This window comes from Bacteroides sp. AM37-9, from assembly GCF_003603455.1.
GTDB lineage: Bacteria > Bacteroidota > Bacteroidia > Bacteroidales > Bacteroidaceae > Bacteroides > Bacteroides xylanisolvens.
On the sequence record NZ_QTNF01000006.1, the window covers coordinates 21,428 to 45,632 of the forward strand.

Sequence of the window (24,205 nt, forward strand, 5' to 3'; positions counted from 1 at the left end):
GTGGGAATATAGCTACGGAACAGATATCGCAGATTAAAAAGAAGATAAATTTAAAGACATAAACACAAATGCGAAAAAGGCTACTATTAATATCCGTCGGGTGGCTACTCAGTAATGTCATTACCGGACAAAATCTGCCTACGAGAAAGATGACCCTCGAACAAGCGATTGAGATTGCACATTCTCACTCTCCACAGGTTCAGATGGCACAGCTCAATTTTATGGCACAGTACTGGAATTTTCGTTCTTATAAAGCGCAGTTACTACCGTCGCTTAATTTGCATGGTAATTTAGGGAACTATAACCGCTCGTTGGTAGATGTACGTGATCCGGAAACAGGTCGTATCAGCTATGTAGCCAATAACACATTAAGCAACGATTTGTCTATTTCGATAGATCAGAACATTTCTCTGACGGGTGGTAAAGTATCACTTAATACATCACTCGACCGACTGGATCAGTTCAATTATGGCACACAAATCTATAACTCGAATCCGCTTACAATCCGTTATACACAACCTCTGCGATCGTTTAATGAGTTAAAATGGCAGAAGAAAACAGAACCTTTGCGGTACGAAAAGGAAAAGAAAGTATATTTAGAAGCAATGGAGGATATAACCCTCCGAACTACCTCCCAATTCTTTTCCGTTTTATCAGCACAGACCAGTCATCAGAAAAATGTAGAGAATCTGAATGATACTCGAAAGATGTATGATATAGCACTCAAACGTTCAGAAATCGGCACTGTGACTAAAAGTGAACTATTACAACTGGAATTGGCACTGATAAATGCGGAACTGACGGTTAGTAATAGCAGAACAAATTTAGAGATTGCACTTTTCAACTTTAAGACCTATTTAGGTATTTCGGAAACGACTTCTTTTGCGGTGCTGCCGCCCACAATAGCTCCGGATGTCATTATGGAATATGATTTTGTGTTAAGCAAAGCCTTGCAAAATTCATCGCAGAACTTTTCACTTCAACTGAAAGAGGTTGAAGCGCAACAGGAAGTAGCACAAGCCAAAGCGGCAAAAGGTATTCAGGTAGAGCTACAAGCTAATCTAGGCTTTTCGCAAACAGGAAACAGTTTCAATGAGGCATATCGCCTCTTGAAAGATCAGGAAATTGTCGGACTTTCGCTAACAATGCCTATTTACGACTGGGGCATGAGCCGGGGAAAGGTAAAGATGGCTGAAGCAAAAGCCCGGTTGACGCGCACTCAAAACGAACAGGATGCAATACAATTTCAACAGGATATCCGAATTAAAGTGATGCAGTTTAACCAACAAGGCAGACAGTGTGAGATATCGGAAAAAGCACTGGTTATCGCACAGCAACGGTACGACATCACCAAAGACAGGTTCCAAAACGGAGCTATCACCGTGACCGATCTGAATACGGCTCAGAAAGAGCTGGATGACGCCAGCGAGCAGTATATATCACAATTAAGTACCTTTTGGAGTGCCTATTTTGAGCTAAGAAAATTATCGTTATATGACTTTATTTATAAAAAAGATATTAGCGTGGAATTCGATAAAATCATTGAAAAATAAGAACTATGAAGAAGTTTGCCCTATATAAAAGTCTATTGATAATCATTTGCCTGTTGGGAGTGACAGCTTGTGGTGACGGGAAGAAGAAAGAAGAAGTTTCAATCGGTAAGAGCAATGAGAAAACACAATTGATTACTGTTGATACGCTGGTATTGAAAAAACGGTCCTTCCAAAAACAGATCGTATGTAACGGTAAGTTACGTGCAGTAGTAAAGAGTGACCTTGCATTTAATGGTTCGGGGACTATTACTGCTATTCATATACACAACGGAGACAGAATAAACAAGGGAATGACGCTAGCAGTGCTCGACACGAAAGAGGCGGAAATAGAACTTCGAAAAAGTCGCCGTGCAATGGCCAAAGCAAACATTGACTTGGTAGATAAATTGATCGGACAGGGCTATACGGCTGATACAACAGCTGTACCACCCACTATTTTGCAGAATATGAAGGCCTCATCAGGATATGAAAGCGCGATGGATCAGTTGGAGGCAGCCGAACGTCAGTTAGCTAACTGTTACCTGATCGCCCCGTTTAGCGGTCGTGTGGCAAATTTGGATTCCAAGATATATAGTCGTTCGACAGATAAACTATGTACGTTGATTGACGACTCCTATTTCGATGTGGAGTTTAGTGTATTGGAAGCGGAGATGGAAGAGGTGACACGAGGATTGCAGATCACAGTCTCACCCTTTATCAATGAAGATCAACGCTTTGTAGGTGAAATAACGGAGGTCAATCCGCTGATTGATGAACGAGGACAGATTAAAGTACGTGCAAAAGTACGCAACCACAATAATTATTTGGTGGAAGGGATGAATGTGAAGATTCTGTTAGAACGTGAATTGAAACAGCAGTTTGTTGTTCCAAAAGATGCGGTGGTACTTCGAGATGGGTTCCAAGTGATTTTCCGTTATAAAGATGGTAGAGCGGTATGGACGTACGTGGATGTGGTTATGTCTAATATTGATTCTCATATGATTACGGGCAACGCAAAGAAACAGACTACTATTTCAGAGAATGATGTTGTTATTGTATCTAACAATCTGAATTTGGCTGATAAAACGGAGGTAACGCCTAATTAAAAGACACAACTTATAGCTTACAACACACAATTGGCGAACCCTTAATCCCTAAAAGTATGATAAAAAGACTGATAACACGCCCCATAGCAGTGACAATGAGCGTAATTGCTATCGTGGTGCTGGGTATGGTGGCGGTGGGTTATCTGCCGGTATCGCTTATGCCAGCTATTAATATACCGCAGATCACTGTACAGGTATCAGCTCCCGGTCTGTCGGTGCGAGAGGTAGACAACACTCTGTTAAAACCACTCAAGAACCAGTTGTCGCAGGTGGCCGGATTGAAAAATATAACCGCAGAAGCTCGTGCCGATGTCGGAGCGATCTATATGAACTTTGAGCCCGACTGCAATATAGACATCGTCTTTATTGATGTCAATGAAAAAATGGACCGGGCAATCACCTCACTTCCAAAAGATGTGGAGCGTCCCAAGGTAATCAAAGCCAGTGTGACTGATATTCCGGCTTTCTATCTCAACCTGTCACTTAAAAATGGTATTCCGCCCAAAGAGGGGGAGCCTCGTGAAGCGGGTATTGATTTTAGCGAGCTGGGACAGTTTGCTCGTGACGTAATCTCTAAACGTATTGAACAGTTACCACAAACGGCGATGGTCGATATTAGCGGGGTAGTGACACCGGAACTGCTTTGTATTCCCAATTATACTAAGCTAACCTCTATGGGGGCGGATATTAGTCTGTTGGAGCAGGCAATCAATAACAACAACATATCTTTGGGTGCATTGAGCATCAAAGATGGTCAATATCGCTACAGCATTCATTTCGATGCGCATATCATTTCAAAAGAAGACATCGAAAACATATACATCAAACACGATGGACGTATCTATCAGTTCAAAGAGCTATGTGAGATTGTGCAGCGTCCGGCCAAGCGAAATGGATTAGTACGTAGCAAAGGCGAACCAGCCGTTTCAATGGCAATCATTAAACAGAACGATGCCAAGATGGAAGATCTGCAACAGGGTATCGCCACACTAATAGCCGATCTGGAGGCAGAACATCCGAACATCCGGTTTGAACTAACCCGTGACCAAACCAAGTTGCTGGCCTATTCAATCGATAATTTGGATAGTAACCTGTTGGTAGGTGCTATTTTGGCAGCACTGATCATTTTCCTGTTTATGAAGGACCTCCGCTCACCGATGCTGATCGTTGTGACAATTCCCCTGTCATTGATCGTCACTTTACTGTCATTCCATCTGTTGGGTATATCGCTTAACATCATTTCGTTATCCGGCTTAATTCTCGGGACAGGTATGATCGTTGATAATTCGATTATTGTAATTGATAATATATCACAAAAATGGCAATCGGGGATGCAACTCAATGATGCCATCGCTGAAGCAGTCAGTGAGGTCTTTACACCGATGCTTAGCAGTGTGCTGACCACTTGTTCGGTTTTCGTACCATTGATCTTCCTAAGCGGTACGGCCGGCGCGCTCTTCTACGATCAGGCAATGGCGGTGACGATAGCCCTGTTTGCTTCATTGCTCGTAGCCGTACTGGTACTTCCGGTCTATTTCTACTTGTTGTACAAAAAACTGCCGGCACATACCGAAAATCGTTTTATTGCCCGTTTTTTTACTTTCAACTACTACCGTCCGTATGAAAAGACGCTTAAATGGACACTTCGGCACGGCAAAGTGATGATCGTCTGTTTTATTGCACTTATTCCGATGACCTATCTCATCTATCAGATAGTTGAAAAGAGCCGTCTGCCTCATATCTCGCATGATGATACCATTATGACAATCGATTGGAATAGCGGCATATCGCTCGAAGAGAATGATTTGCGGGTGCATCGTTTGTTGTCGCAAGTTGACAGTTTGGTTGAGCAAACCACTTCAATGATTGGCGTGCAACAGTTTTTAATGTCTCACACGAAAGAAATCAGCCCCTCTGAGAGCGTGGTTTATATCAAAGCGAAAGATGCGGAGACGTTGGCTAAGATAGAGAAAAGACTAACGGATTATGTGGCAGAAAACCATCCGAAAGCATTGGTTACATTTCAGGTTTCGGGCAATATCTTTAATCTGATATTTGCCGAACAGGGAAGTCCACTGGTGGTGCAATTACATAGCAAAGGGGGACAAGCTCCAACAGTGGAACAGGTAACAGAGCTGACAGGGAAGATTCGAAAAGCACTGCCAGATATAGTTGTGCCTCCGGCTGTGATGGAGCAAAACATCCGTTATATAGCCGATGTGGAGGCGATGGCGGTATATGATATCACATATGATGATATCTATGGAAAGATGAAAAATATCATCAGTCAGAATGTGCTGTTTCGCATCAATCAAGGCGGTTATTCGATGCCTGTCACAACGGGGGAATCACGTGCCGAAGCTTCTGATATTTTATCGGGCAAAGTGCGTAATAAGAACGGTGTGGAGATACCGCTCTCGATGGTAATCCGTGAAACCAAAGGAGAAGATTTTAAAAAGCTCTACTCGGGTAGTGATGGCGACTACTACCCTATCGCCCTCGATGTGCCGGACAGCGATGTGAAGCAAGTAATGGAGACCATCAAGCAGGTTGTAAAAGAGGATAGTTACTTCTTTGTGGCCTTCACTGGAGAGTATTTTTCAAGCCGTGAGACCATCAAGGAGTTGATCATCATTCTACTGGTAGCAATTTCGCTACTCTACTTTATTCTGGCAGCACAATTTGAAAGTATTGTTCAACCGTTAATCATCCTTTCAGAGATTGTGGTTGATATCTTCTTCGTGTTGTTTGGTCTGTGGCTCTTTGGTGAGAGTTTGAATATCATGTCAATGATTGGCTTAGTGGTTATGAGTGGTATTATCATCAACGACTCGATCCTGAAAGTGGATACGATCAATCGCCTGCGAAAGCAGGGTATGTCACTGCTGCGAGCGGTTTTAGTAGGTGGTCACAGCCGCTTGAAGCCGATCATTATGACTTCCCTAACGACCATATTGGCTATTGCACCATTCTTGAACCGGGTGGACATGGGTTCGGATCTGCAATATCCATTGTCATTCTCTATCATTATTGGCATGACAGTCGGAACACTTATCAGCCTGTTCTTCATACCGTTGATTTATTATGTTATTTACCGTAAACGCTAATCCTGCTGCTTATGAGTAAAGATATAACAAAAAAAGGCTTTTTAGAGCGGATCCCCAGCTTCTCCCTCATACTGATTATGGCGGTATTGATGGTGATTGGAATGGCGCTGGTACCGCTACTGCGAGTCGCTTATAATCCTACGCCGAAACAGGGAAAGCAGTTGAACGTCTCGTTCAACTGGCCGGGAGCATCACCACGGGTAATTGAACAGGAGATTACCTCTAAAATAGAAGGAATGGTTTCATCAGTGGTTGGAGTGGAGAAAACCTCTTCTACATCGTCCTACGGAAGTGGAAACGTAGCGATAGAACTGAAAGAGAACGCCAGCGTATCAGCCGTCCGTTTTGAAATATCCTCCCTGCTGAAACAGGTAGCCGGCAAGCTGCCTGAAGGAGCCGGTTATCCTTCCCTGTCAGGAGGAGATGTCGGAAGCGGCATGAAACAAAATTCCCGGCAAGTTTTATCCTATATCATCAATGCGGATATGGATCCGGCCAATATTCAGAATTATGTAGAACGAAATATCAAACCCTATCTGACGCAAATTGATTATGTGCGGGAGGTCGCCGTTTCGGGAGCACCTCCAACCTATCTGGATATAGAATATGATCCGACAGAGTTGCAACGTTACGGCCTGGAATCCAATATAATCACATCAGGGCTTCAAAACTTCTTAGGGCAACGATCTATTGTCGGGGATATTGACAAGATCGACCGTAATGGTAATAAAGAGCGTATCACGCTACTTTTAGAGACTGAGCCGCTTGATTCTGATATCGGGAAGACGCCGCTTACCACCATAGAGGGAAAAATCATCTATTTGGATAATATCGCTAAACTAAACTATAAAAAACGCCGCGAAAGCAATTTTTACCGCATCAACGGTCTGAATACGATCAACCTAAGTATATCAGCCGATACTGATGTGAATATCATCAAAGCCTCTTCCGAGTTACGTAAACGGATGGAGGAGGTACAAGCCAATCTTTCAGATGGATTTTATATTTCTTTAACCAATGATGCTGCTAAGGATGTACTTAAGGAACTGAATAAATTGATAAAACGAACTTTCCTTTCGTTACTGATTCTTTTCCTTTTTATCTGGATATCAAGTCGAAGCGGTCGTTATCTATCCATTATAGCCGTGGCACTCTTTGCAAACGTGCTGATATCGGTTATCTTCTTTTATCTGTTTGATATAGAGTTGAATTTAATCTCGTTGACTGGTGTTGCCGTATCGTTCGGAATTATGATCGATACCACCATTGTGATGGTGGATCACTACAGTTATTACCGTAACCGAAGCGTCTTCATCGCAATTTTGGCAGCACTGCTCACTACAATCGGGTCATTAGTGATTATCTTTTTTATGCCTGATTATGTAAGAGGAACACTGAATGATTTTGCTACTATCATCATCATCAATCTTGTTGTGGCTCTGTTTGTGGCTCTGTTTTTTGTGCCAGCAATTATTGATCGCAATGGATTAAACCGTCGTCAGGAGAAAAGGGACTATCGCCGTTGTCACAGGATCATAAAATGGAATAAATTCTATAACTATTATATCACCTTTACCCAAAAACACAAATGGATCTATATCACAATTTTGGTGCTGTTGTTTGGTATTCCGTTAAACCAGTTGCCGAGAGAATTAGGTCGGTCTCACTATTTTTATGGCAATAAAGAAAAGCCTGAACTCAAATGGTATGAAGTAGTCTATAATAAGACCATTGGTAGCGAGCTTTATCAAAACAAATTACGCCAGCCTCTTGAAAAGGTGACAGGTGGGACGCTGCATCTCTTCTCATCCACCCAATCATCTCGTACATTTGCACAGAGTGACTATGATGTAAAACTTCGAATATCGGCCAAATTAACAGAAAAGGGCGACGCGGAAGTGTTGAATCAAAAGATGTGGCAAATGGATCACTTCCTGGCAAAATACAAGGAGATCAAGAAATTTGTGACACAAGTCAATGGAGAAAGTGGTTCTATTGAAGTGGAATTTACCGATGAATATAAATATGGGGCATTTCCTCAACATTTAGAGTCACAAGTGATTAGGGAAGCGTTGTCAATAGGCGGCGTAGACTGGAGCACAACAGGAGTGAGTGAAAAAGGTTTCTCCAACTCGCTCACACTGGGAAAAAGTAAATCGTGCCGTATAGGGTTGAGTGGTTATAACTATGACTATCTTTACAAATATGCAGAGATGGTAATCGAAAAGATTAAAAACAACAAGAGAGTCACCAACATCGATATAGAGTTAGGAGGCTCCGGCGATTATGTCAATCAAGATAATTCGACGGATGAAATGTATATCAAGTATGATATGAAAAAAATCGCACTCTACGATTTGAATCTCAATCAAGGATATTCAGCACTTTCTGCACTGTTGAACGAAGGATCGGTAGGCACTTACCGCAATAAAGATCAATACATAGACATTGATTGTCACTCTTCACTACGTGATAAGTTCGATGTGTGGCATCTGATGAACAGCTATATAAATGTAGGTGACAACCCCATCTGTTATGCTCACATCGGAGAGATTGGGCGACGGTCTGTCAGCAACCAAATCACCAAAAAAAATCAAGAGTACTCGCTCGATGTAGCATTTGATTATATGGGAACGTATGAGCTATCCGATCAGTTTATTAAAAAGACAACCGAAGAGGTGAATGCTGCTCTGCCGGTCGGTTTTCGTGTAGTCAACACAAGTTATGGATGGTATGACGATAAAGGAACTCAATATTGGTTGATCCTGCTGATCGTTGTCATTATCTTCTTCACTTGTTCAATCTTATTTGAGTCATTACGCCAGCCACTTGTGATAATATCACTGATTCCGGTATCCTTTATAGGGACCTTTTTAACGTTCTATTTCTCCGGCACTAACTTTGGAACAGGTGGTTTTGCATCGCTGGTTCTATTAAGTGGACTGGTGGTGAATGCCGCTATCTATATCATAAACGAATATAACGGAATTCGTAGCAACTGCCCCGATCGAGCCAAACGACTCCCTCCTGTTAAGCTCTATGTAAAAGCCTATAATCACAAGATTGTTGCAGTCTTATTGACTGTATTATCTACCGTATTGGGCTTAGTTCCATTCTTGATTGATGGTCCACAGGCAGAGGCGTTTTGGTTCTCTTTTGCGATTGGCACAATGGGAGGTTTACTATTTTCAATCATCGCATTGGTATTCTTTATGCCAATATTGATGCCGTTATTTCATAAACACAAAATACACCGCCGCAATCAAACAAACGAACGCCGCCAAATGATTCCAATGTAACGCTTCACCTTTAAAGAAGATAGTAGTGAACACTGTAAAAATAACAAGTGTTATCACCTCTTGGATGACTTTCAGTTGCATCAACGAAAACGGGCCTCCATTGCCTATAAAGCCGATGCGATTAGCCGGTATCTGACAGGAATATTCAAAAAAAGCGATTGCCCAACTGAACGCAATCACACCGATCAGCGGAAGAGCAGCGAACCAACTGTACTCCTGTTTCATCTTTAAATGTCCGTACCAGGCGAATGTCATAAAGACATTGGATACGATCAGCAACAAAATGGTATAGAATCCTTTCATAATAACCTATTCAAATTAATCTATTTTATCTGGTAATAATTCTTCCTGTACATTAGTCATACTGCCCCAAAGGCTATAACGAGCTTCTGGATTCATCGCTTCCAGTTGTCGCAAAACACCTTTCATATCACTGCGGCTGGACTGCGATTCATAGGGACAATTCTTCACTTGTTTCTGATAATGGCGCAACGCTGCCAACTCTATCAAATCAGCTTCGTGAACCAGACACATCGGACGGATAATTGTCATATCAAACTTCTTCATCACCAACCGGGGCGGCATTGTACTGAATGCTCCCTGATAAGTGATATTCATCAATAAAGTTTCCAGAATATCATCCATGTGGTGACCGAGAGCGATTTTATTGCATCCGTGCTCCTTGGCAACAGTAAACAAAGCTTTCCGGCGGTTCCATGAGCAGAGGAAGCAGGGAGATTTACGTGTATCGGTAGCAGGGTCAAAAGCAGTCTCATACTGTACAAAGGGAACTCCATACGCCTCGCAGTGCGCTTTCAAATATTCCGTATCACTCTGATAAGGAATATTCTTCATCACTACATGAACGGCAACGATAGAAAAACGAGGCTTATAGATACGTGCGCGTCTACCCAACAGTTCAACAAGCGCCAACGAATCTTTTCCTCCTGACAGTCCGATAAGGATTTTGTCTCCTTCTTCTATCAATCCATATTGCACCACTCCTTTGCTAAACCGCCGTTCAATGCGGCGAATGGTCTTCTCTTCTTCCGTAAATTGTGTCATATCTTTGAAAATCGGCTGCAAAAGTAAGCGAAAAGAATGATTTAAAGAAGAATTAACATAATAGAATCACTGAAAAAGGGTTTATTTCTAATAAATTTGTACTTTTGAACAATTGATAAATGGACCGGTGCCCGAAAGCAGTAATGTTTTCAATCTACCCGTCACTCATAAACGCTCAAAACGATGAAAGGAAAATATATTCTATTTTTAATTTGCAGCCTCTTCCTTTGTGAAGTATCTGCACAAACGCTGGAACAGGCACGCACCCTATTCACTAAGGGTGACTATGAAAAAGCCAAGCCTGTCTTCAAAAAGTATGCTAAATCACAACCGTCGAACGGGAATTATAACTATTGGTATGGCGTATGTTGCCTGAAAACCGGAGAAGCGGAAGAAGCTGTGAAACCTCTTGAGATAGCAGTGAAAAAACGTGTTACCAGTGGACAACTCTATCTGGGACAAGCATATAATGAAACGTATCGTTTCGAAGATGCAGTAAACTGTTTTGAAGAATATATCGCAGATTTAAGCAAACGGAAGAAATCGACGGAAGAAGCGGAGAAACTTCTGGAAAAGAGCAAAGCTGACCTCCGGATGTTGAAGGGAGTGGAAGATGTATGTATCATTGACAGCTTCGTTGTAGACAAGGCGACTTTCCTCCATGCATACAAGATTAGTGAAGAATCGGGTAAATTGTTTACCTTCAATGATTTTTTCAAGACAGAAGGAGATCATCCGGGAACTGTCTATGAAACAGAAATTGGAAATAAAATCTATTATAGCGAAAAGGGCGAGAACGGTAATCTTGACATCTTCTCAAAAAACAAATTGCTGAATGAATGGAGTGACAGACGCCCGTTACCGGGTAGCATCAACGCTTCCGGAAACGCAAATTATCCGTTCGTTCTATCGGACGGCGTCACGGTTTACTATGCCAGCGATGGTGAAGGACTGGGTGGCTACGACATCTTTGTCACCCGTTACAACACGAATACCGACACTTATCTTGTTCCGGACAATGTAGGTATGCCGTTCAATTCACCGTACAATGATTATATGTACGTCATTGACGAATACAACAATCTCGGATGGTTTGCTTCCGACCGTTTCCAACCCGAAGGAAAGGTATGTATTTATGTGTTCATTCCTAACACTTCCAAGCAGACTTATAATTATGAAGCAATGGAACAGCAACAGATTATTCGTCTGGCACAGATTCATTCGCTGAAAGAAACCTGGAAAGACAAACAAGCTGTAACCGAAGCATTGCAACGTCTGGAAGCTGCCATCAGTCATAAGCCTAAAGAACGTCGTGCGATGGACTTTGAATTTGTCATTGACGATCATACGACTTACTATCTGATGAGCGACTTTAAATCCGCAAAAGCAAAGTCACTTTTCCAGCGTTACCAGCAGATGGAGAAAGACTATTACCAGCAAGAAGAAAAGCTGAATAGCCTGCGTCAACAATATGCCGGTGCCAACCAACAGGGAAAAGAGAAAATGGCTCCTGCTATCCTCGACCTCGAAAAGCGGGTACTGCAAATGTCCGAAGAGCTGGATACTCTCGAAGTGAATGTACGCAATGCAGAAAAAACAAAATAAATTAATAACTCTGAACTATGGATATACTCATTATCGCCGTTCTCATTATTGCCGCAGTCATACTGTTTCTGGTAGAACTGTTCGTCATCCCGGGCATTAGCCTGGCCGGAATTTCTGCATTGGTTTGCATTCTTTATGCCAACTACTATGCATTTGCCAATTTAGGCATGGCAGGAGGATTTATCACTCTTGGCATATCGGCGATTGCCTGCATCGGATCATTGATTTGGTTTATGCGATCGAAGATGCTGGACAAACTGGCATTGAAAAAGGATATTGATTCGAAAGTAGACCGTAGCGCAGAAGACAGCGTTAAAGTGGGTGATACAGGAATCAGCACCACACGTCTGGCACAAATCGGTTATGCCGAGATAAACGAAAAAATTGTGGAAGTAAAGTCAATAGACGGATTCCTCAATGAAAAGACTCCGATTATTGTAAGCCGTATCACCGACGGTACAATCATGGTTGAAAAACACAAAGAATAATATTCACTTAATAATAACATCAATGGAATCATCTTTCTACTTGCCTATCTTTCTGATAGCTGGAGGTATTATCTTCTTGATAATATTTTTCCATTACGTGCCGTTCTTCCTCTGGTTGTCGGCAAAAGTGTCGGGAGTTAACATCTCGCTGATACAACTATTTTTAATGCGTATACGTAACGTTCCGCCGTACATCATCGTGCCGGGAATGATCGAGGCTCACAAAGCCGGTCTGAAAAACATTACCCGTGATGAACTGGAAGCCCATTATCTGGCTGGCGGACATGTAGAAAAGGTGGTTCACGCCTTGGTATCCGCATCGAAAGCGAATATCGAATTACCTTTCCAGATGGCTACCGCTATCGACCTTGCAGGACGTGACGTATTCGAAGCTGTACAGATGTCTGTAAACCCGAAAGTGATCGACACGCCTCCTGTTACGGCTGTTGCAAAAGACGGTATTCAGCTGATAGCCAAAGCACGTGTTACGGTACGTGCCAACATTCGTCAGTTGGTCGGTGGTGCAGGTGAAGATACGATCCTTGCCCGTGTAGGCGAAGGTATCGTTTCATCTATCGGTTCTTCTGAAAACCATAAATCGGTCCTTGAGAATCCGGATTCGATCTCTAAACTTGTACTTCGTAAAGGTTTGGACGCAGGAACGGCTTTCGAGATCTTATCTATTGATATTGCGGACATCGATATAGGTAAAAATATCGGTGCGGCTCTGCAAATTGACCAGGCTAACGCAGATAAGAACATCGCACAGGCAAAAGCCGAAGAGCGTCGTGCCATGGCAGTTGCTTCCGAACAGGAAATGAAAGCAAAAGCACAGGAAGCCCGTGCCAAAGTGATCGAAGCAGAAGCTGAAGTTCCTAAAGCGATGGCTGAAGCTTTCCGCAGCGGCAACTTAGGCATCATGGATTATTATCGCATGAAGAATATTGAAGCTGATACCTCCATGCGCGAGAATATCGCCAAGCCGGCAACGGGCAATGCAGGCAATCAGCCATTGAGCAAATAATCGTTCACAAACGCCGGAATCCGATTTCATTTCAGTTATAAGACGCACTCCCCTTTTCTAAAGGAAAAAGATAGTGGCTTCTTCTGAACTTAAATCTGGTTCCGGCGTTTCTATTTATAGATACAAATCCTATTATAAAACTAAAACCCTTCAATAACATGAAAAAGTACTTTCCATCCTCTGAATTGATTATCAATGAAGACGGTTCAGTATTCCATCTTCACGTAAAGCCCGAATGGTTGGCAGACAAAGTAATTCTGGTAGGTGACCCCGGACGTGTAGCACTCGTAGCTTCTCATTTCGAAAACAAAGAATGTGAAGTGGAAAGCCGCGAATTCAAAACCATCACGGGTACTTATAAAGGTAAACGGATTACAGTGGTTTCTACAGGAATCGGTTGCGATAACATTGACATCGTAATGAATGAACTGGATGCACTCGCCAATATAGATTTTAATACCCGCGAAGAAAAGGATCAGTTCCGCCAGCTGGAATTAGTACGTATCGGTACATGTGGCGGCTTACAGCCCAACACTCCTGTCGGAACATTTGTGTGTTCACGAAAGTCTATCGGCTTTGACGGATTGCTGAATTTCTATGCCGGACGAAATGCTGTATGCGACTTACCTTTTGAGCGTGCGTTCCTCAATCACATGGGTTGGTCGGGAAATATGTGCGCGCCTGCTCCTTATGTCATTGATGCCAGCGAAGAACTGATTGACCGGATTGCCAAAGAGGACATGGTACGTGGAGTAACAATCGCTGCCGGAGGTTTCTTTGGTCCGCAGGGACGTGAACTTCGTGTTCCATTGGCAGACCCGAAACAGAATGATAAGATTGAATCTTTCGAATATAAAGGCTATAAGATTACCAACTTCGAAATGGAAAGTTCGGCTTTGGCAGGACTTAGCCGGTTGATGGGGCACAAGGCTATGACCGTCTGCATGGTGATAGCCAACCGACTTATTAAAGAGGCCAATACAGGATATAAAAATACAATTGATACACTGATTAAAACTGTACTTGACAGAATATAGAGGTACGCTCTTCTGAAAGAATAAAATTGTAATCGTTAGAATAGAATTATAGAGCTGTCTAACGAGTTCTAAATATTGAAATTCCCCCACGCTACAAATAGTTATAGCGTGGGGGAAATTCTTAATAAGGGACTTGTTAGACAGTTCCATTTTTATCATTTAGCCTATCTTCAACATAGTGTCACTATGACGCCGTGATAGTAACGCTATAATACGATTATAGTGACGTTATCCGAGAAGGATAGCGTCACTATATCACACAGTTATTTTTAATTTGATTTTTTATCAATAACCAATCGTGAATCTCTCCTGATGATGTTTCGGATATTCCAATTCATCAATCATTGCGGCAGCGTAATCTTCGACAGAGATATGGCTGTTTCCTACGATATCTACAATCATATCATCTTTTCCCAACCGATAACGCCCTGTACGTACTCCCGGACGCATATCTGCTGCCGGAGAGAAGAACACCCAGTCTATTTCTTTCTCTTTCTTCAAGAAGTTCAGATAAAACTCTCCTAAGGCTTTCACTCCCGGCAATATATTTTCGGGTACTTCGCCGGAATCCATCAAACGCAAGCCCGGAGCGATAAATAAAGAACCGGCACCACCAACCATCAGAAAACGATTGACGCCAGCCTTCTTCACTCCATCAATTATAGTCAGATAAACTTTAATGGTTTCATCGTATATATCAGGATTATTCCATCCCGGATTGAACGCACTAACAACGGCATCCGCACCTTTACAAACGTCGGCCACTTCATCAAGCACAGCTACATCGGCTTTCACCACTTTCAGATTTTCATTCTCTATCTTTATCTTTTCCGGATGACGAACTACTGCTGTAACTTCGAAACCACGATTCAAAGCCTCGTTCAGAAGAGCAGAACCAACAAAGCCACTTGCTCCGATAAGGACTATCTTTTTCACTTTCTCCATATTCAAATCTATTATAATGTTACTACTATTATAATAGTAACACTACAATATTCAGAATGTTGGTTCTCTTTTAGAAAATTAATTATCCGATGTAAGATTCTATCGTCTCTCTTAGCCTCTCCAAAGAATAGGGTTTTGAAATAACGGCGTTACATCCGGCTTGAATAGCCTGTTGCTGTTCGGTATAAAAAGCATACGCAGTCACTGCAATAATAGGCACGGTCAGAGAAATCGTACGAATCTTTTCAGTAGCCTGAATACCGTCCATCACCGGCATACGAATATCCATCAGTATCAAATCCGGGCTTTCACGGATGAAACTATTGATAGCCTCCTGCCCCAATTCTGAAAAAGAGCATTTGCCCGTAATGATATCATACTCCCATAAAGCTATTTGATGAGCTGCAAGCACAGAAAGTATTTCCTGATAGTTTTCCCGTATGAGTTCGCTTTTCTCATTCGAAGAATATAAATTGATCGCTGGTTCCATAAGCATTATTGTTTTATTTTGTTTGGTGTACCACTGCAACGGCAGCAAATATAAACAAATAAAGCACAAGTTGTGCTCAATTTTCTATTTTTTACTTAGAAACAATTATCTTTGCTCATCCAAAAAGAAAAAACAATGAATCAAGATACGATCTGCGCTATCGCTACCGCCCAGGGCGGTGCTATCGGGAGCATCCGCGTTTCCGGTCCGGAAGCTATTTCTATCACCGGCAGCATATTCAAGCCCGCCAAGACTGACAAATTATTGAGTGAGCAAAAACCATATACTTTGACATTCGGACGTATTTATGACGGGGACGAGATTATTGACGAAGTGCTCGTCAGTCTTTTCCGTGCTCCTCATTCATACACAGGAGAAGATAGTACGGAAATCACGTGCCATGGTTCTTCTTATATTCTTCAACAGGTGATGCAGTTGCTTATCAAGAACGGTTGCCGTATGGCCCAACCGGGAGAGTATACGCAACGTGCTTTCCTCAACGGAAAAATGGATTTAAGTCAGGCAGAGGCTGTGGCGGACTTGATCGCTTCTTCATCTGCTGCCACCCATCGTTTGGCTATGAGCCAGATGCGAGGTGGTTTCAGCAAAGAGCTGACGGAGTTACGCAACAAATTGCTGAATTTCACCTCTATGATTGAACTGGAACTGGACTTCAGCGAAGAAGATGTTGAATTTGCCGATCGTTCGGCATTAAGGAAGCTAGCAGATGAAATCGAACAGGTCATTTCGCGGTTGGCTCATTCTTTTAGTGTTGGTAATGCTATTAAGAACGGTGTCCCTGTAGCTATTATCGGTGAAACGAATGCCGGAAAATCGACTTTACTGAATGTATTATTGAATGAGGATAAGGCGATTGTCAGTGATGTCCACGGGACAACGCGTGATGTGATCGAAGATACTATCAACATCGGAGGAATCACTTTCCGGTTCATTGATACTGCCGGAATCCGGGAAACCAATGATACGATTGAAAGTCTCGGTATCGAACGTACTTTCCAAAAGTTAGATCAGGCAGAGATTGTTCTTTGGATGGTAGATGCTATGAATGCCGCCTCTCAAATAGAGCAGTTATCAGAGAAGATTATTCCGCGTTGTGAAGGAAAACATTTGATTGTTGTGTTTAATAAGGCGGATTTGATCGAAGACAAACAGAAAGAGAATTTATTATCTTTATTAAAAGACTTCCCCAAAGAATCTACGGAATCTATTTTCATCTCGGCCAAACAACGAGAGAACACAAGTGAACTGCAAAAAATGCTTATTGATGCCGCACACTTGCCTACAGTGACACAAAATGACATTATTGTGACAAATGTAAGGCATTACGAAGCTTTAAATAAAGCTTTGGAAGCTATTCATAGAGTACAGAGTGGACTTGATTCGCAGATTTCCGGAGATTTTCTTTCACAAGATATACGAGAGTGTATCTTCTTTATTTCGGACATCGCTGGTGAGGTTACGAATGATATGGTGCTTCAGAATATCTTTCAACATTTTTGCATCGGCAAATAAAAAGCAGATGCAATCATTGGTATAATTTGATATAATAAAGTAGATAGTTGTAAGAAATCCTATGCCCATTATAGAAATACATTCCTTAACTGATCCCAGAATAGAAATATTCAGTACTCTCACTGAAGCTCAACTACGTAATCGTATCGAGTCTGATAAGGGACTGTTTATTGCAGAAAGTCCGAAAGTTATTAATGTAGCTCTAAATGCCGGTTATGAACCTTTAGCTCTTTTATGCGAGCAGAAGCATATCACTGGTGATGCTGCTGATATCATTGAACGTTGTGATGATATACCTGTCTATACGGGTGCAAGAGAACTGCTTGCCACATTGACCGGATATACACTCACACGCGGCGTCCTCTGTGCCATGCACCGCCCGACATCGAAAAGTGTAGAAGAAATATGTAGAGGCGCACGGCGTATCGCAGTCATTGAAGGTGTGGTAGACACTACCAACATTGGAGCTATTTTCCGTTCTGCAGCCGCTCTTGGGATAGATGCCATATTACTGACACGCAATTCTTGCGACCCGTTGAACCGACGTGCAGTCAGAGTTTCAATGGGATCTGTTTTCCTGATACCATGGGCTTGGTTGGATGGTTCTCCCAATGAATTGCATAAACTGGGATTCCGCACAGTCGCTATGGCACTTACAGAGAAATCAATCTCGATTGATAGTCCCATCTTAGCGACCGAACCCAAGTTAGCCATTGTGATGGGAACCGAGGGTGACGGTCTTCGAAGCGAAACAATTACCGATGCGGACTATGTGGTTCGCATCCCTATGGCAAACGGGGTAGATTCACTCAATGTAGCTGCCGCATCCGCTATCGCTTTCTGGCAACTTCGTGTTAAAGATTAAGCAACTCTGCCATCATCACCGGACGACACACATATATATTCCTACTCGCACCTACAATATGTATTCGCCCCACAAGAACAGCGAGGCAAGAGTTTCTCCATTAATTCACTCCGAAAAAACTCATACAGTTCTTTATGCATAGTGTCATATAGTGCCACCACCCGTTCTTCCTGTTCATCATCGGCATGAATACCTCCCCGAAAAGGATCTGCAAAATTAAAAGAAACATATTTTCTCACTACACCCTGCATTTCCTTTTGCACTTCCTCCGCTTCTGGACAAAGAGTAATAACATAATCCCATGTCTGCTGGGCATATGTCGCAACATCACAAGGCTTTCTACGTGAAAAGTCATATCCATTCTGTTCCATCACCTGGCAAACAACATCCGGGACAGAATTTCCAACCAAAACACCGGCAGTACTAATCTTCATACCTCTACCGAACGAGTTTAAAATCTCTTGCGCCATACGACTGCGACACGTATCACTATTGCTCACTATCAGTATATTTTTCATATGCGATTTCTATTTAATTTTCATTTATTTACTGATATAGCTACTTTAATAACCCCGTCCAACTTGTTTTCAAAGACACGGTAAGCCTCCTCAATCTCATTCAATGGAAATCGATGTGTAACAAGAGGAGTAGTATCAATTTTCCCTTCCTCAATCAGTTTGAGAATCTCGGCACAGTCACAACCATCCACTCCCCCTGTTTTAAAAATCAGATTCTTGCCATACATATCAGGTAAAGGAAGAAGCTGCGGCTGTTCATAAAGGGCTACTATGGTGACAACAGCATTAGGACGAGCACAATCCCATGCCAAATGAAAAGAATCATCACTCCCCGCTACTTCCAAAACAACATCTGCACCACCATGGTCACTGTTCTTGAGAACAAATTCCTTGCAGTGTTCAGGCTCCGTTACTAACACATCAGGATAATGCTCGCGAACAAACCGAATTCTTTCAGGAGACTTTTCACAGACAATAATACGTTTAGGGTGCTTCAACATCGCACATAACAAAGTACAAACTCCGGTAGGTCCGGCACCGATAATCAGAACAGTATCTTCCTCGATAATTTCCGAGATACGTGCTGCCCAAAAACCTGTTGCAAGTACATCACCGACAAACAAGGCTTGTTCATCACTCACAGTATCAGGAATACGGTTCAAACCTTGATCTGCATAAGGAACTCTGACATATTCCGCCTGACCGCCATCAATTCGACAACCTAAAGCCCAACCGCCATTGGGATCAGTACAGTTATTCACATACCCATGCTTACAGAAAAAACACTCACCACAGAAAGTTTCGACATTCACAGTCACCCTGTCACCAGGTTTCACGAAAGTGACATCAGCCCCCACTTGTTCTACCACACCTACCATCTCATGCCCGACAGTTATTCCGGGCACAGCACGCGGCACACTGCCATGTTTAATATGAAGATCACTGGTGCAGATGCTACCAAGTGTTACACGCACGATTGCATCCCGTGAATCCTTTATTTCCGGTCTCGCTTTCTCCTGCAATTCAAACTTTCCGTGTTCAATATATGTGTATGCAAGCATAATATCCTCCTCGTTCATTAATATATACCTTGCAAAGATAATGATTTCATTGGCAAAACAAATCTCTTTTATCACGTTCAATACTCCCAAACCGAATCTCACTCTATATTTATAAGAATACAAAGCTGAATAAAGTCATTCACTGTTTTTTCTACTTCAGCTTTGATATTCTGGAAAATATTCTTACTTTTATATCCAAAATAATAAATAAAAACAGCAGCACGACTTATTATATTTACACACAAGCCTATGATAGATACTTCCGAAAATCTGATTATTATAAAAGGTCAAATCAGGACTCCCGAAATAGAAAGCTGCCAGAATTATGATGGCAACTATAAGATAGTATTCCGAAATGTTCCTAGTGCGTATACTTACAAAGAAGAAAATGTCCTTTGGCTGACTGATCCGGACAAACCGGACCCCAATAATTATCAAATAATCAGTAAAGGGAGAACTTTATCAAACATCAAAGCCTTATCTATTTTTAAGGCCGGATCACACAGCTATTGGCACATTCGTTTTCAGAATGGTAAAGAGTATGATTACAGAGAAAAAGACTTAGAAATTATCGAATCATGCTTGGGAGAGAGTCGTTCGAAAAGTATATTCGAATATTTGAAGAAAGTTGCCGATGCAAACGAATTGAAAGCTGATGACGGAACGAAGCTATTGGCAAAACAATATGAAAAGATTCATTTCATCGCAAGCAACAGAGCAATTGCTGTATATCTGAATCCTCAAAAATATAAAATGCAGACCCAGACTTCCTCAACCTTGATTTTTCCTTTCGGTTGTAATGCAAGCCAGCAAAAAGCAGTCCAGGCAGCTTTTGAGAATCAAATCAGTGTTGTGCAAGGACCTCCGGGAACCGGAAAGACACAAACGATTCTGAACATCATTGCCAATATCCTTGTGCGTGGTAAGACTGTTCAGGTAGTATCTAATAATAACTCCGCCATTGTCAATGTACTTGAGAAGTTATCCAAATACGATATGGGATTCATTGTTGCATTGCTTGGCAGCACAGCTAACAAAGAGAAATTCATCGAAACTCAAGAAGAGGAAAAACAATATCCGGAGAACTTTGAGTCATGGCATGATGCAGATGCCGACCAACCTCAATTTCTCAATCAGATACATCATCAGACCGAAGAACTAAAAAGCATATTTTCCAAACAGGAACGCCTTGCCATGGCAAGACAGGAAATACAAGCTTTAAAAATAGAGTGGCAACATTATCTGCAAGAGTTCGGAACAAAAGAAATTACTCTCCAACAACGAAAGAGTTCCAGCTCGGCAGACCTTCTGAATTTATGGAATGAATGTCAACAATTTGCAGAAAAAGAGCAATCATCAAGTCTTCGGGGAATAGCAGCTTTTATTCAACGGTTGAAATGGTTATTCTTTAAATTCAGAAGCAAAGCGATTTGTAAAATCCCCGATAAAGGTTTCTATAAACGGGAGATGAGTTTGATTATCGCCGACTTCCAAATCTTATTCTACCAAACAAAGTATGCAGAACTGGAAGTTGAAATAGACACATTAGAAAAGGAGCTTGCCAACAAAGATGCAGCAGGAATGGCTAGACAAATGGCCAATACATCAATGAAATATCTAAAGAATCAGTTATTTCATACCTATGGCAATAATCATGACAAGCCCATCTTTACGCTCCCTGATCTAAAAAATAATTGGCGAGAGGTACAAAAAGAATACCCTATTATCTTAAGTACAACCTTTTCATCATTAAGCAGTCTGCAACGAGATGCCGTATATGATTATATCATTATGGATGAAGCGTCACAGGTTTCCGTTGAAACCGGAGCTTTAGCCTTGTCATGTGCTAAAAATGCAATCATTGTCGGTGACACCATGCAACTTCCCAATGTGGTCACGGAAGAAAATAAGGAAACGCTAAACTTTATCGCCAATGCGTGCCTGATTAAACCGGAATATGATTGTGCCAATATGAGTTTTTTGCAATCCGTCTGCAAAGTTATTCCAAATGTACCGCAGACCTTGTTACGGGAACATTATCGATGCCATCCTCGAATCATCAACTTCTGTAATCAGAAATTTTATGGTGGAGATCTTGTCATCATGACACGTGATAAAGGAGAAGAGGATGTCATTTGTGCCATACGGACAGCCAAAGGTAACCACTCCCGCAGCCACATGAATCAACGGGAAATAGATGTTATCAAAGAAGAAGTACTACCGAATCTATCTTATGAAACAGATGAAATTGGCGTCATAGCTCCATATAACAAACAAGTAGATGCAGTAAAATCCGCACTTGAAGAGGATATTGATGTTGCAACAGTCCACAAATTTCAGGGAAGAGAAAAGGATGCTATCATTATGACCACTGTCGACGATGTCATCACTTCCTTTTCCGACGATCCCAACCTGCTCAATGTTGCTGTTTCACGGGCTAAGTCACAATTCTATTTAGTCGTATCGGGAAACGAACAACCCAAAGACTGCAATATCAGCGATTTGATCGCTTATATCGAATATAACAATGGCACTGTTTCCACCAGTAAGATTCATTCTATATTCGATTATCTATATGAGCAATATACAGATGCCCGAATAGCCTATTTGAAGAAGCACAAAAAAATATCCGAATATGATTCCGAGAATCTTACATTTGCCTTACTCGAAGATATCCTGAAAGAAAATATCAATATGCGTCATTTGAATATCATTTGCCATTTACCACTCTATATGTTGATTCAGGATTATTCTTTATTGAATGAAGAGGAAAGCAAATATGCTGCAAATATAAATACTCATATTGATTTTCTAATTTACAATCGTGTGAGCAAACAACCGGTATTGGCTATTGAGACGGATGGTTATGCATTCCACAAATCGGGGACGAGTCAGTCAGAACGTGATATTAAAAAGGATCGTATCTTAGAGTTGTACGGAATTCCATTGGTGAGATTGTCTACTATTGGTAGTAATGAGAAGAAAATTATTGAGGATAAGTTAAGCGAAGTATTAAACTTGCATTAGAATGTTCATTGCAAATCATTTTTTTGTTAGAATAGGAGTTTCTGCATATTCTAACAACCAAAAGAATAAATTTTACTCCAACTATAACAATCACATCAATAATAATGCCTACATTTACTTCTCATTTAAAGTACAACAGCACTATGGAAATTATTTTCTACTTTTGCATCAACCTCATTAAAAGTTTCTAAGAACTTAAAGTGAGTACATAAATAAACATTAATCACAATGACAAAAAACTATCTCATCGTAAATACATTAATTAAAATGCGGATAAGATACAATACATATAACAATAAGAATCATCTGTTTTACAAAAATAGGCAGATAAATAAATCGTATTTCGACCAAATACTAAGAAATGAACAGGAAAGTATTAGGTTAACAATTCTACGCGACACACTTCTCCCGAAGCTGATGTCAGGAGAACTAAAAATTAACGCAACTGAAGTATTATAGATTACGATGAACAAGTCAATAAACATACTTGATAAAGAATATCTGCAATGGGTGAAAGACCTTTGCGGTCGCTATCGTCAAAGCCAAATAAAGGCAGCGGTGAAAGTAAATGTGGAACAGTTGAAATTCAACTGGCTTTTAGGTCGTGACATTGTTGAATTGCACGTAGAAGAACGCTGGGGCGAAAGTGTTATCACTCAATTGAGCAAAGATTTACGTGAAGCTATACCCAATGCAGCTGGTTTGTCAAAGAGCAATATTTACTATTGTAGGAAGTTTTATTTGTTATATAAGGATGCTTTGAAAACTTTCCACCAACTTGGTGGAAAAAATGAAACGGAATTATTCCACCAAGTTGGTGGAATATTTGAAGTCCCATGGAGACACCATTGCTTGATAATGGATAAAGTGAAAGACGATATAGACAAAGCTCTGTTCTATGTTCACCAGACGGTGGAGAACGGCTGGAGTCGTAGTATGCTGCTCAATTTCATTAGCACCGACCTTTATGAGCGGCAGGGCAAGGCACTGACTAACTTTACAAAAACATTGCCCGATGCGATGAGCGACCTTGCACAGGAGTTGACCAAAGACCCCTACAATTTTGCTTTCACGGGTATAACTGGGCGTTACAATGAACGATTGCTCAAAAATGCTCTACTGAATAACATTACCCGATTCCTGATGGAACTAAACTATATCGCACGTTTCATTACTCAATCAATACGATAAACGATACATAAAATAATATTTATATTGCTAAATTTTCCCATTTACAGGGTCTTTACAGAGTCAAGTTCTAAATCAATATAAAAAATACGGTCCTGCTGACCCGTTGCATTACATATCTATGCCGAAGCCTAGGATACAGTGGGGGCATTAACCCTCCACACGGGGACAGAACCGTAATATCGCGAAACTACGAACATATTTTTAATATGTTCGTAGTCGTTTACGACTAAAGGCTCCTTGGCTTCCAGTCGGCAAAATAGACATGTAATGCCCTACAAAGATAAGACTATTTCCTTATAAAGCCAATAAAAT

General features: G+C 41.5%; 16 protein-coding genes and 2 pseudogenes. 12 read left to right on the forward strand and 6 right to left on the reverse strand.

Going from position 1 to position 24,205, the window contains the following annotated elements:
* Positions 1-68 precede the first annotated feature (68 nt).
* The 4 genes from DW862_RS05945 to DW862_RS05960 are packed head-to-tail and all read left to right on the forward strand — an operon-like array spanning position 69 to position 9,044.
* Positions 69-1,553: a TolC family protein gene (locus tag DW862_RS05945; protein ID WP_120067466.1), complete on the forward strand. Its 1,485-nt coding sequence runs from the start codon at positions 69-71 to the stop codon at positions 1,551-1,553.
* Between the two features lie 5 nt (positions 1,554-1,558).
* Positions 1,559-2,638: an efflux RND transporter periplasmic adaptor subunit gene (locus DW862_RS05950; protein WP_120067467.1), complete on the forward strand. Its 1,080-nt coding sequence runs from the start codon at positions 1,559-1,561 to the stop codon at positions 2,636-2,638.
* Between the two features lie 56 nt (positions 2,639-2,694).
* Entirely contained in the window at positions 2,695-5,745 is a 3,051-nt protein-coding gene (locus tag DW862_RS05955) for an efflux RND transporter permease subunit (protein WP_120067468.1), read from the forward strand.
* An 11-nt stretch (positions 5,746-5,756) separates the two neighbouring features.
* A complete protein-coding gene (locus DW862_RS05960; protein ID WP_120067469.1) occupies positions 5,757-9,044 on the forward strand; it encodes an efflux RND transporter permease subunit in 3,288 nt (1,095 codons plus the stop codon).
* Here the strand turns inward: DW862_RS05960 and DW862_RS05965 are convergent.
* Complete coding sequence (locus DW862_RS05965; RefSeq protein ID WP_004304892.1) at positions 8,976-9,347, reverse strand: DMT family protein; 372 nt, start codon at positions 9,345-9,347, stop codon at positions 8,976-8,978. The two genes, DW862_RS05960 and DW862_RS05965, sit on opposite strands and share 69 nt — an antisense overlap.
* Positions 9,348-9,362: 15 nt before the next feature.
* Positions 9,363-10,109 (reverse strand): ATP-binding protein, encoded by a 747-nt coding sequence (locus tag DW862_RS05970; RefSeq protein ID WP_049703204.1) that lies wholly within the window; start codon positions 10,107-10,109, stop codon positions 9,363-9,365.
* A gap of 183 nt (positions 10,110-10,292) precedes the next feature.
* On the opposite strand from DW862_RS05970, the gene DW862_RS05975 reads away from it, so the two are divergent.
* The 4 genes from DW862_RS05975 (at position 10,293) to DW862_RS05990 (ending at position 14,263) form a co-directional block, all read left to right on the forward strand.
* Positions 10,293-11,714: a tetratricopeptide repeat protein gene (locus tag DW862_RS05975; protein ID WP_120067470.1), complete on the forward strand. Its 1,422-nt coding sequence runs from the start codon at positions 10,293-10,295 to the stop codon at positions 11,712-11,714.
* A gap of 17 nt (positions 11,715-11,731) precedes the next feature.
* Entirely contained in the window at positions 11,732-12,202 is a 471-nt protein-coding gene (locus tag DW862_RS05980) for an NfeD family protein (RefSeq protein ID WP_117811626.1), read from the forward strand.
* A gap of 22 nt (positions 12,203-12,224) precedes the next feature.
* Positions 12,225-13,226, forward strand: coding sequence for a flotillin-like protein FloA (gene floA, locus DW862_RS05985; RefSeq protein WP_004316484.1), 1,002 nt, complete (start codon positions 12,225-12,227; stop codon positions 13,224-13,226).
* A gap of 158 nt (positions 13,227-13,384) precedes the next feature.
* A complete protein-coding gene (locus DW862_RS05990; RefSeq protein WP_087323497.1) occupies positions 13,385-14,263 on the forward strand; it encodes a nucleoside phosphorylase in 879 nt (292 codons plus the stop codon).
* A 285-nt stretch (positions 14,264-14,548) separates the two neighbouring features.
* On the opposite strand, the gene DW862_RS05995 is transcribed toward DW862_RS05990, so the two are convergent.
* The gene (locus DW862_RS05995; RefSeq protein WP_004316487.1) at positions 14,549-15,208 is read right to left on the reverse strand and encodes an NAD(P)-dependent oxidoreductase; all 660 of its coding nucleotides are present in this window, start codon (positions 15,206-15,208) and stop codon (positions 14,549-14,551) included.
* Positions 15,209-15,290: 82 nt separating this feature from the next.
* A pseudogene (locus tag DW862_RS26295) lies at positions 15,291-15,548 on the reverse strand (response regulator); the annotation flags it as partial.
* Positions 15,549-15,833: 285 nt separating this feature from the next.
* Here DW862_RS26295 and mnmE point away from each other — a divergent pair.
* Positions 15,834-17,231: a tRNA uridine-5-carboxymethylaminomethyl(34) synthesis GTPase MnmE gene (mnmE, locus tag DW862_RS06005; protein ID WP_118194684.1), complete on the forward strand. Its 1,398-nt coding sequence runs from the start codon at positions 15,834-15,836 to the stop codon at positions 17,229-17,231.
* A 61-nt stretch (positions 17,232-17,292) separates the two neighbouring features.
* Positions 17,293-18,096 (forward strand): RNA methyltransferase, encoded by an 804-nt coding sequence (locus DW862_RS06010; protein ID WP_118194682.1) that lies wholly within the window; start codon positions 17,293-17,295, stop codon positions 18,094-18,096.
* Between the two features lie 41 nt (positions 18,097-18,137).
* Here the strand turns inward: DW862_RS06010 and DW862_RS06015 are convergent, their stop codons facing one another.
* Together DW862_RS06015 and DW862_RS06020 are read right to left on the reverse strand one after the other, a co-directional pair.
* On the reverse strand, positions 18,138-18,614 hold the full coding sequence (locus DW862_RS06015; RefSeq protein ID WP_120067471.1) for a low molecular weight phosphatase family protein: 477 nt from the start codon (positions 18,612-18,614) through the stop codon (positions 18,138-18,140).
* 20 nt (positions 18,615-18,634) lie between these two features.
* Positions 18,635-19,675: an alcohol dehydrogenase gene (locus tag DW862_RS06020; protein ID WP_371414103.1), complete on the reverse strand. Its 1,041-nt coding sequence runs from the start codon at positions 19,673-19,675 to the stop codon at positions 18,635-18,637.
* A 249-nt stretch (positions 19,676-19,924) separates the two neighbouring features.
* Here DW862_RS06020 and DW862_RS06025 point away from each other — a divergent pair, with 249 nt between their 5' ends.
* Both DW862_RS06025 and DW862_RS06035 read left to right on the forward strand, forming a co-directional pair.
* A complete protein-coding gene (locus DW862_RS06025) occupies positions 19,925-22,702 on the forward strand; it encodes an AAA domain-containing protein (RefSeq protein WP_120067472.1) in 2,778 nt (925 codons plus the stop codon).
* Positions 22,703-23,167: 465 nt separating this feature from the next.
* Positions 23,168-23,854, forward strand: a pseudogene (locus DW862_RS06035) (DUF1016 N-terminal domain-containing protein); the annotation flags it as partial.
* Positions 23,855-24,205 lie beyond the last annotated feature (351 nt).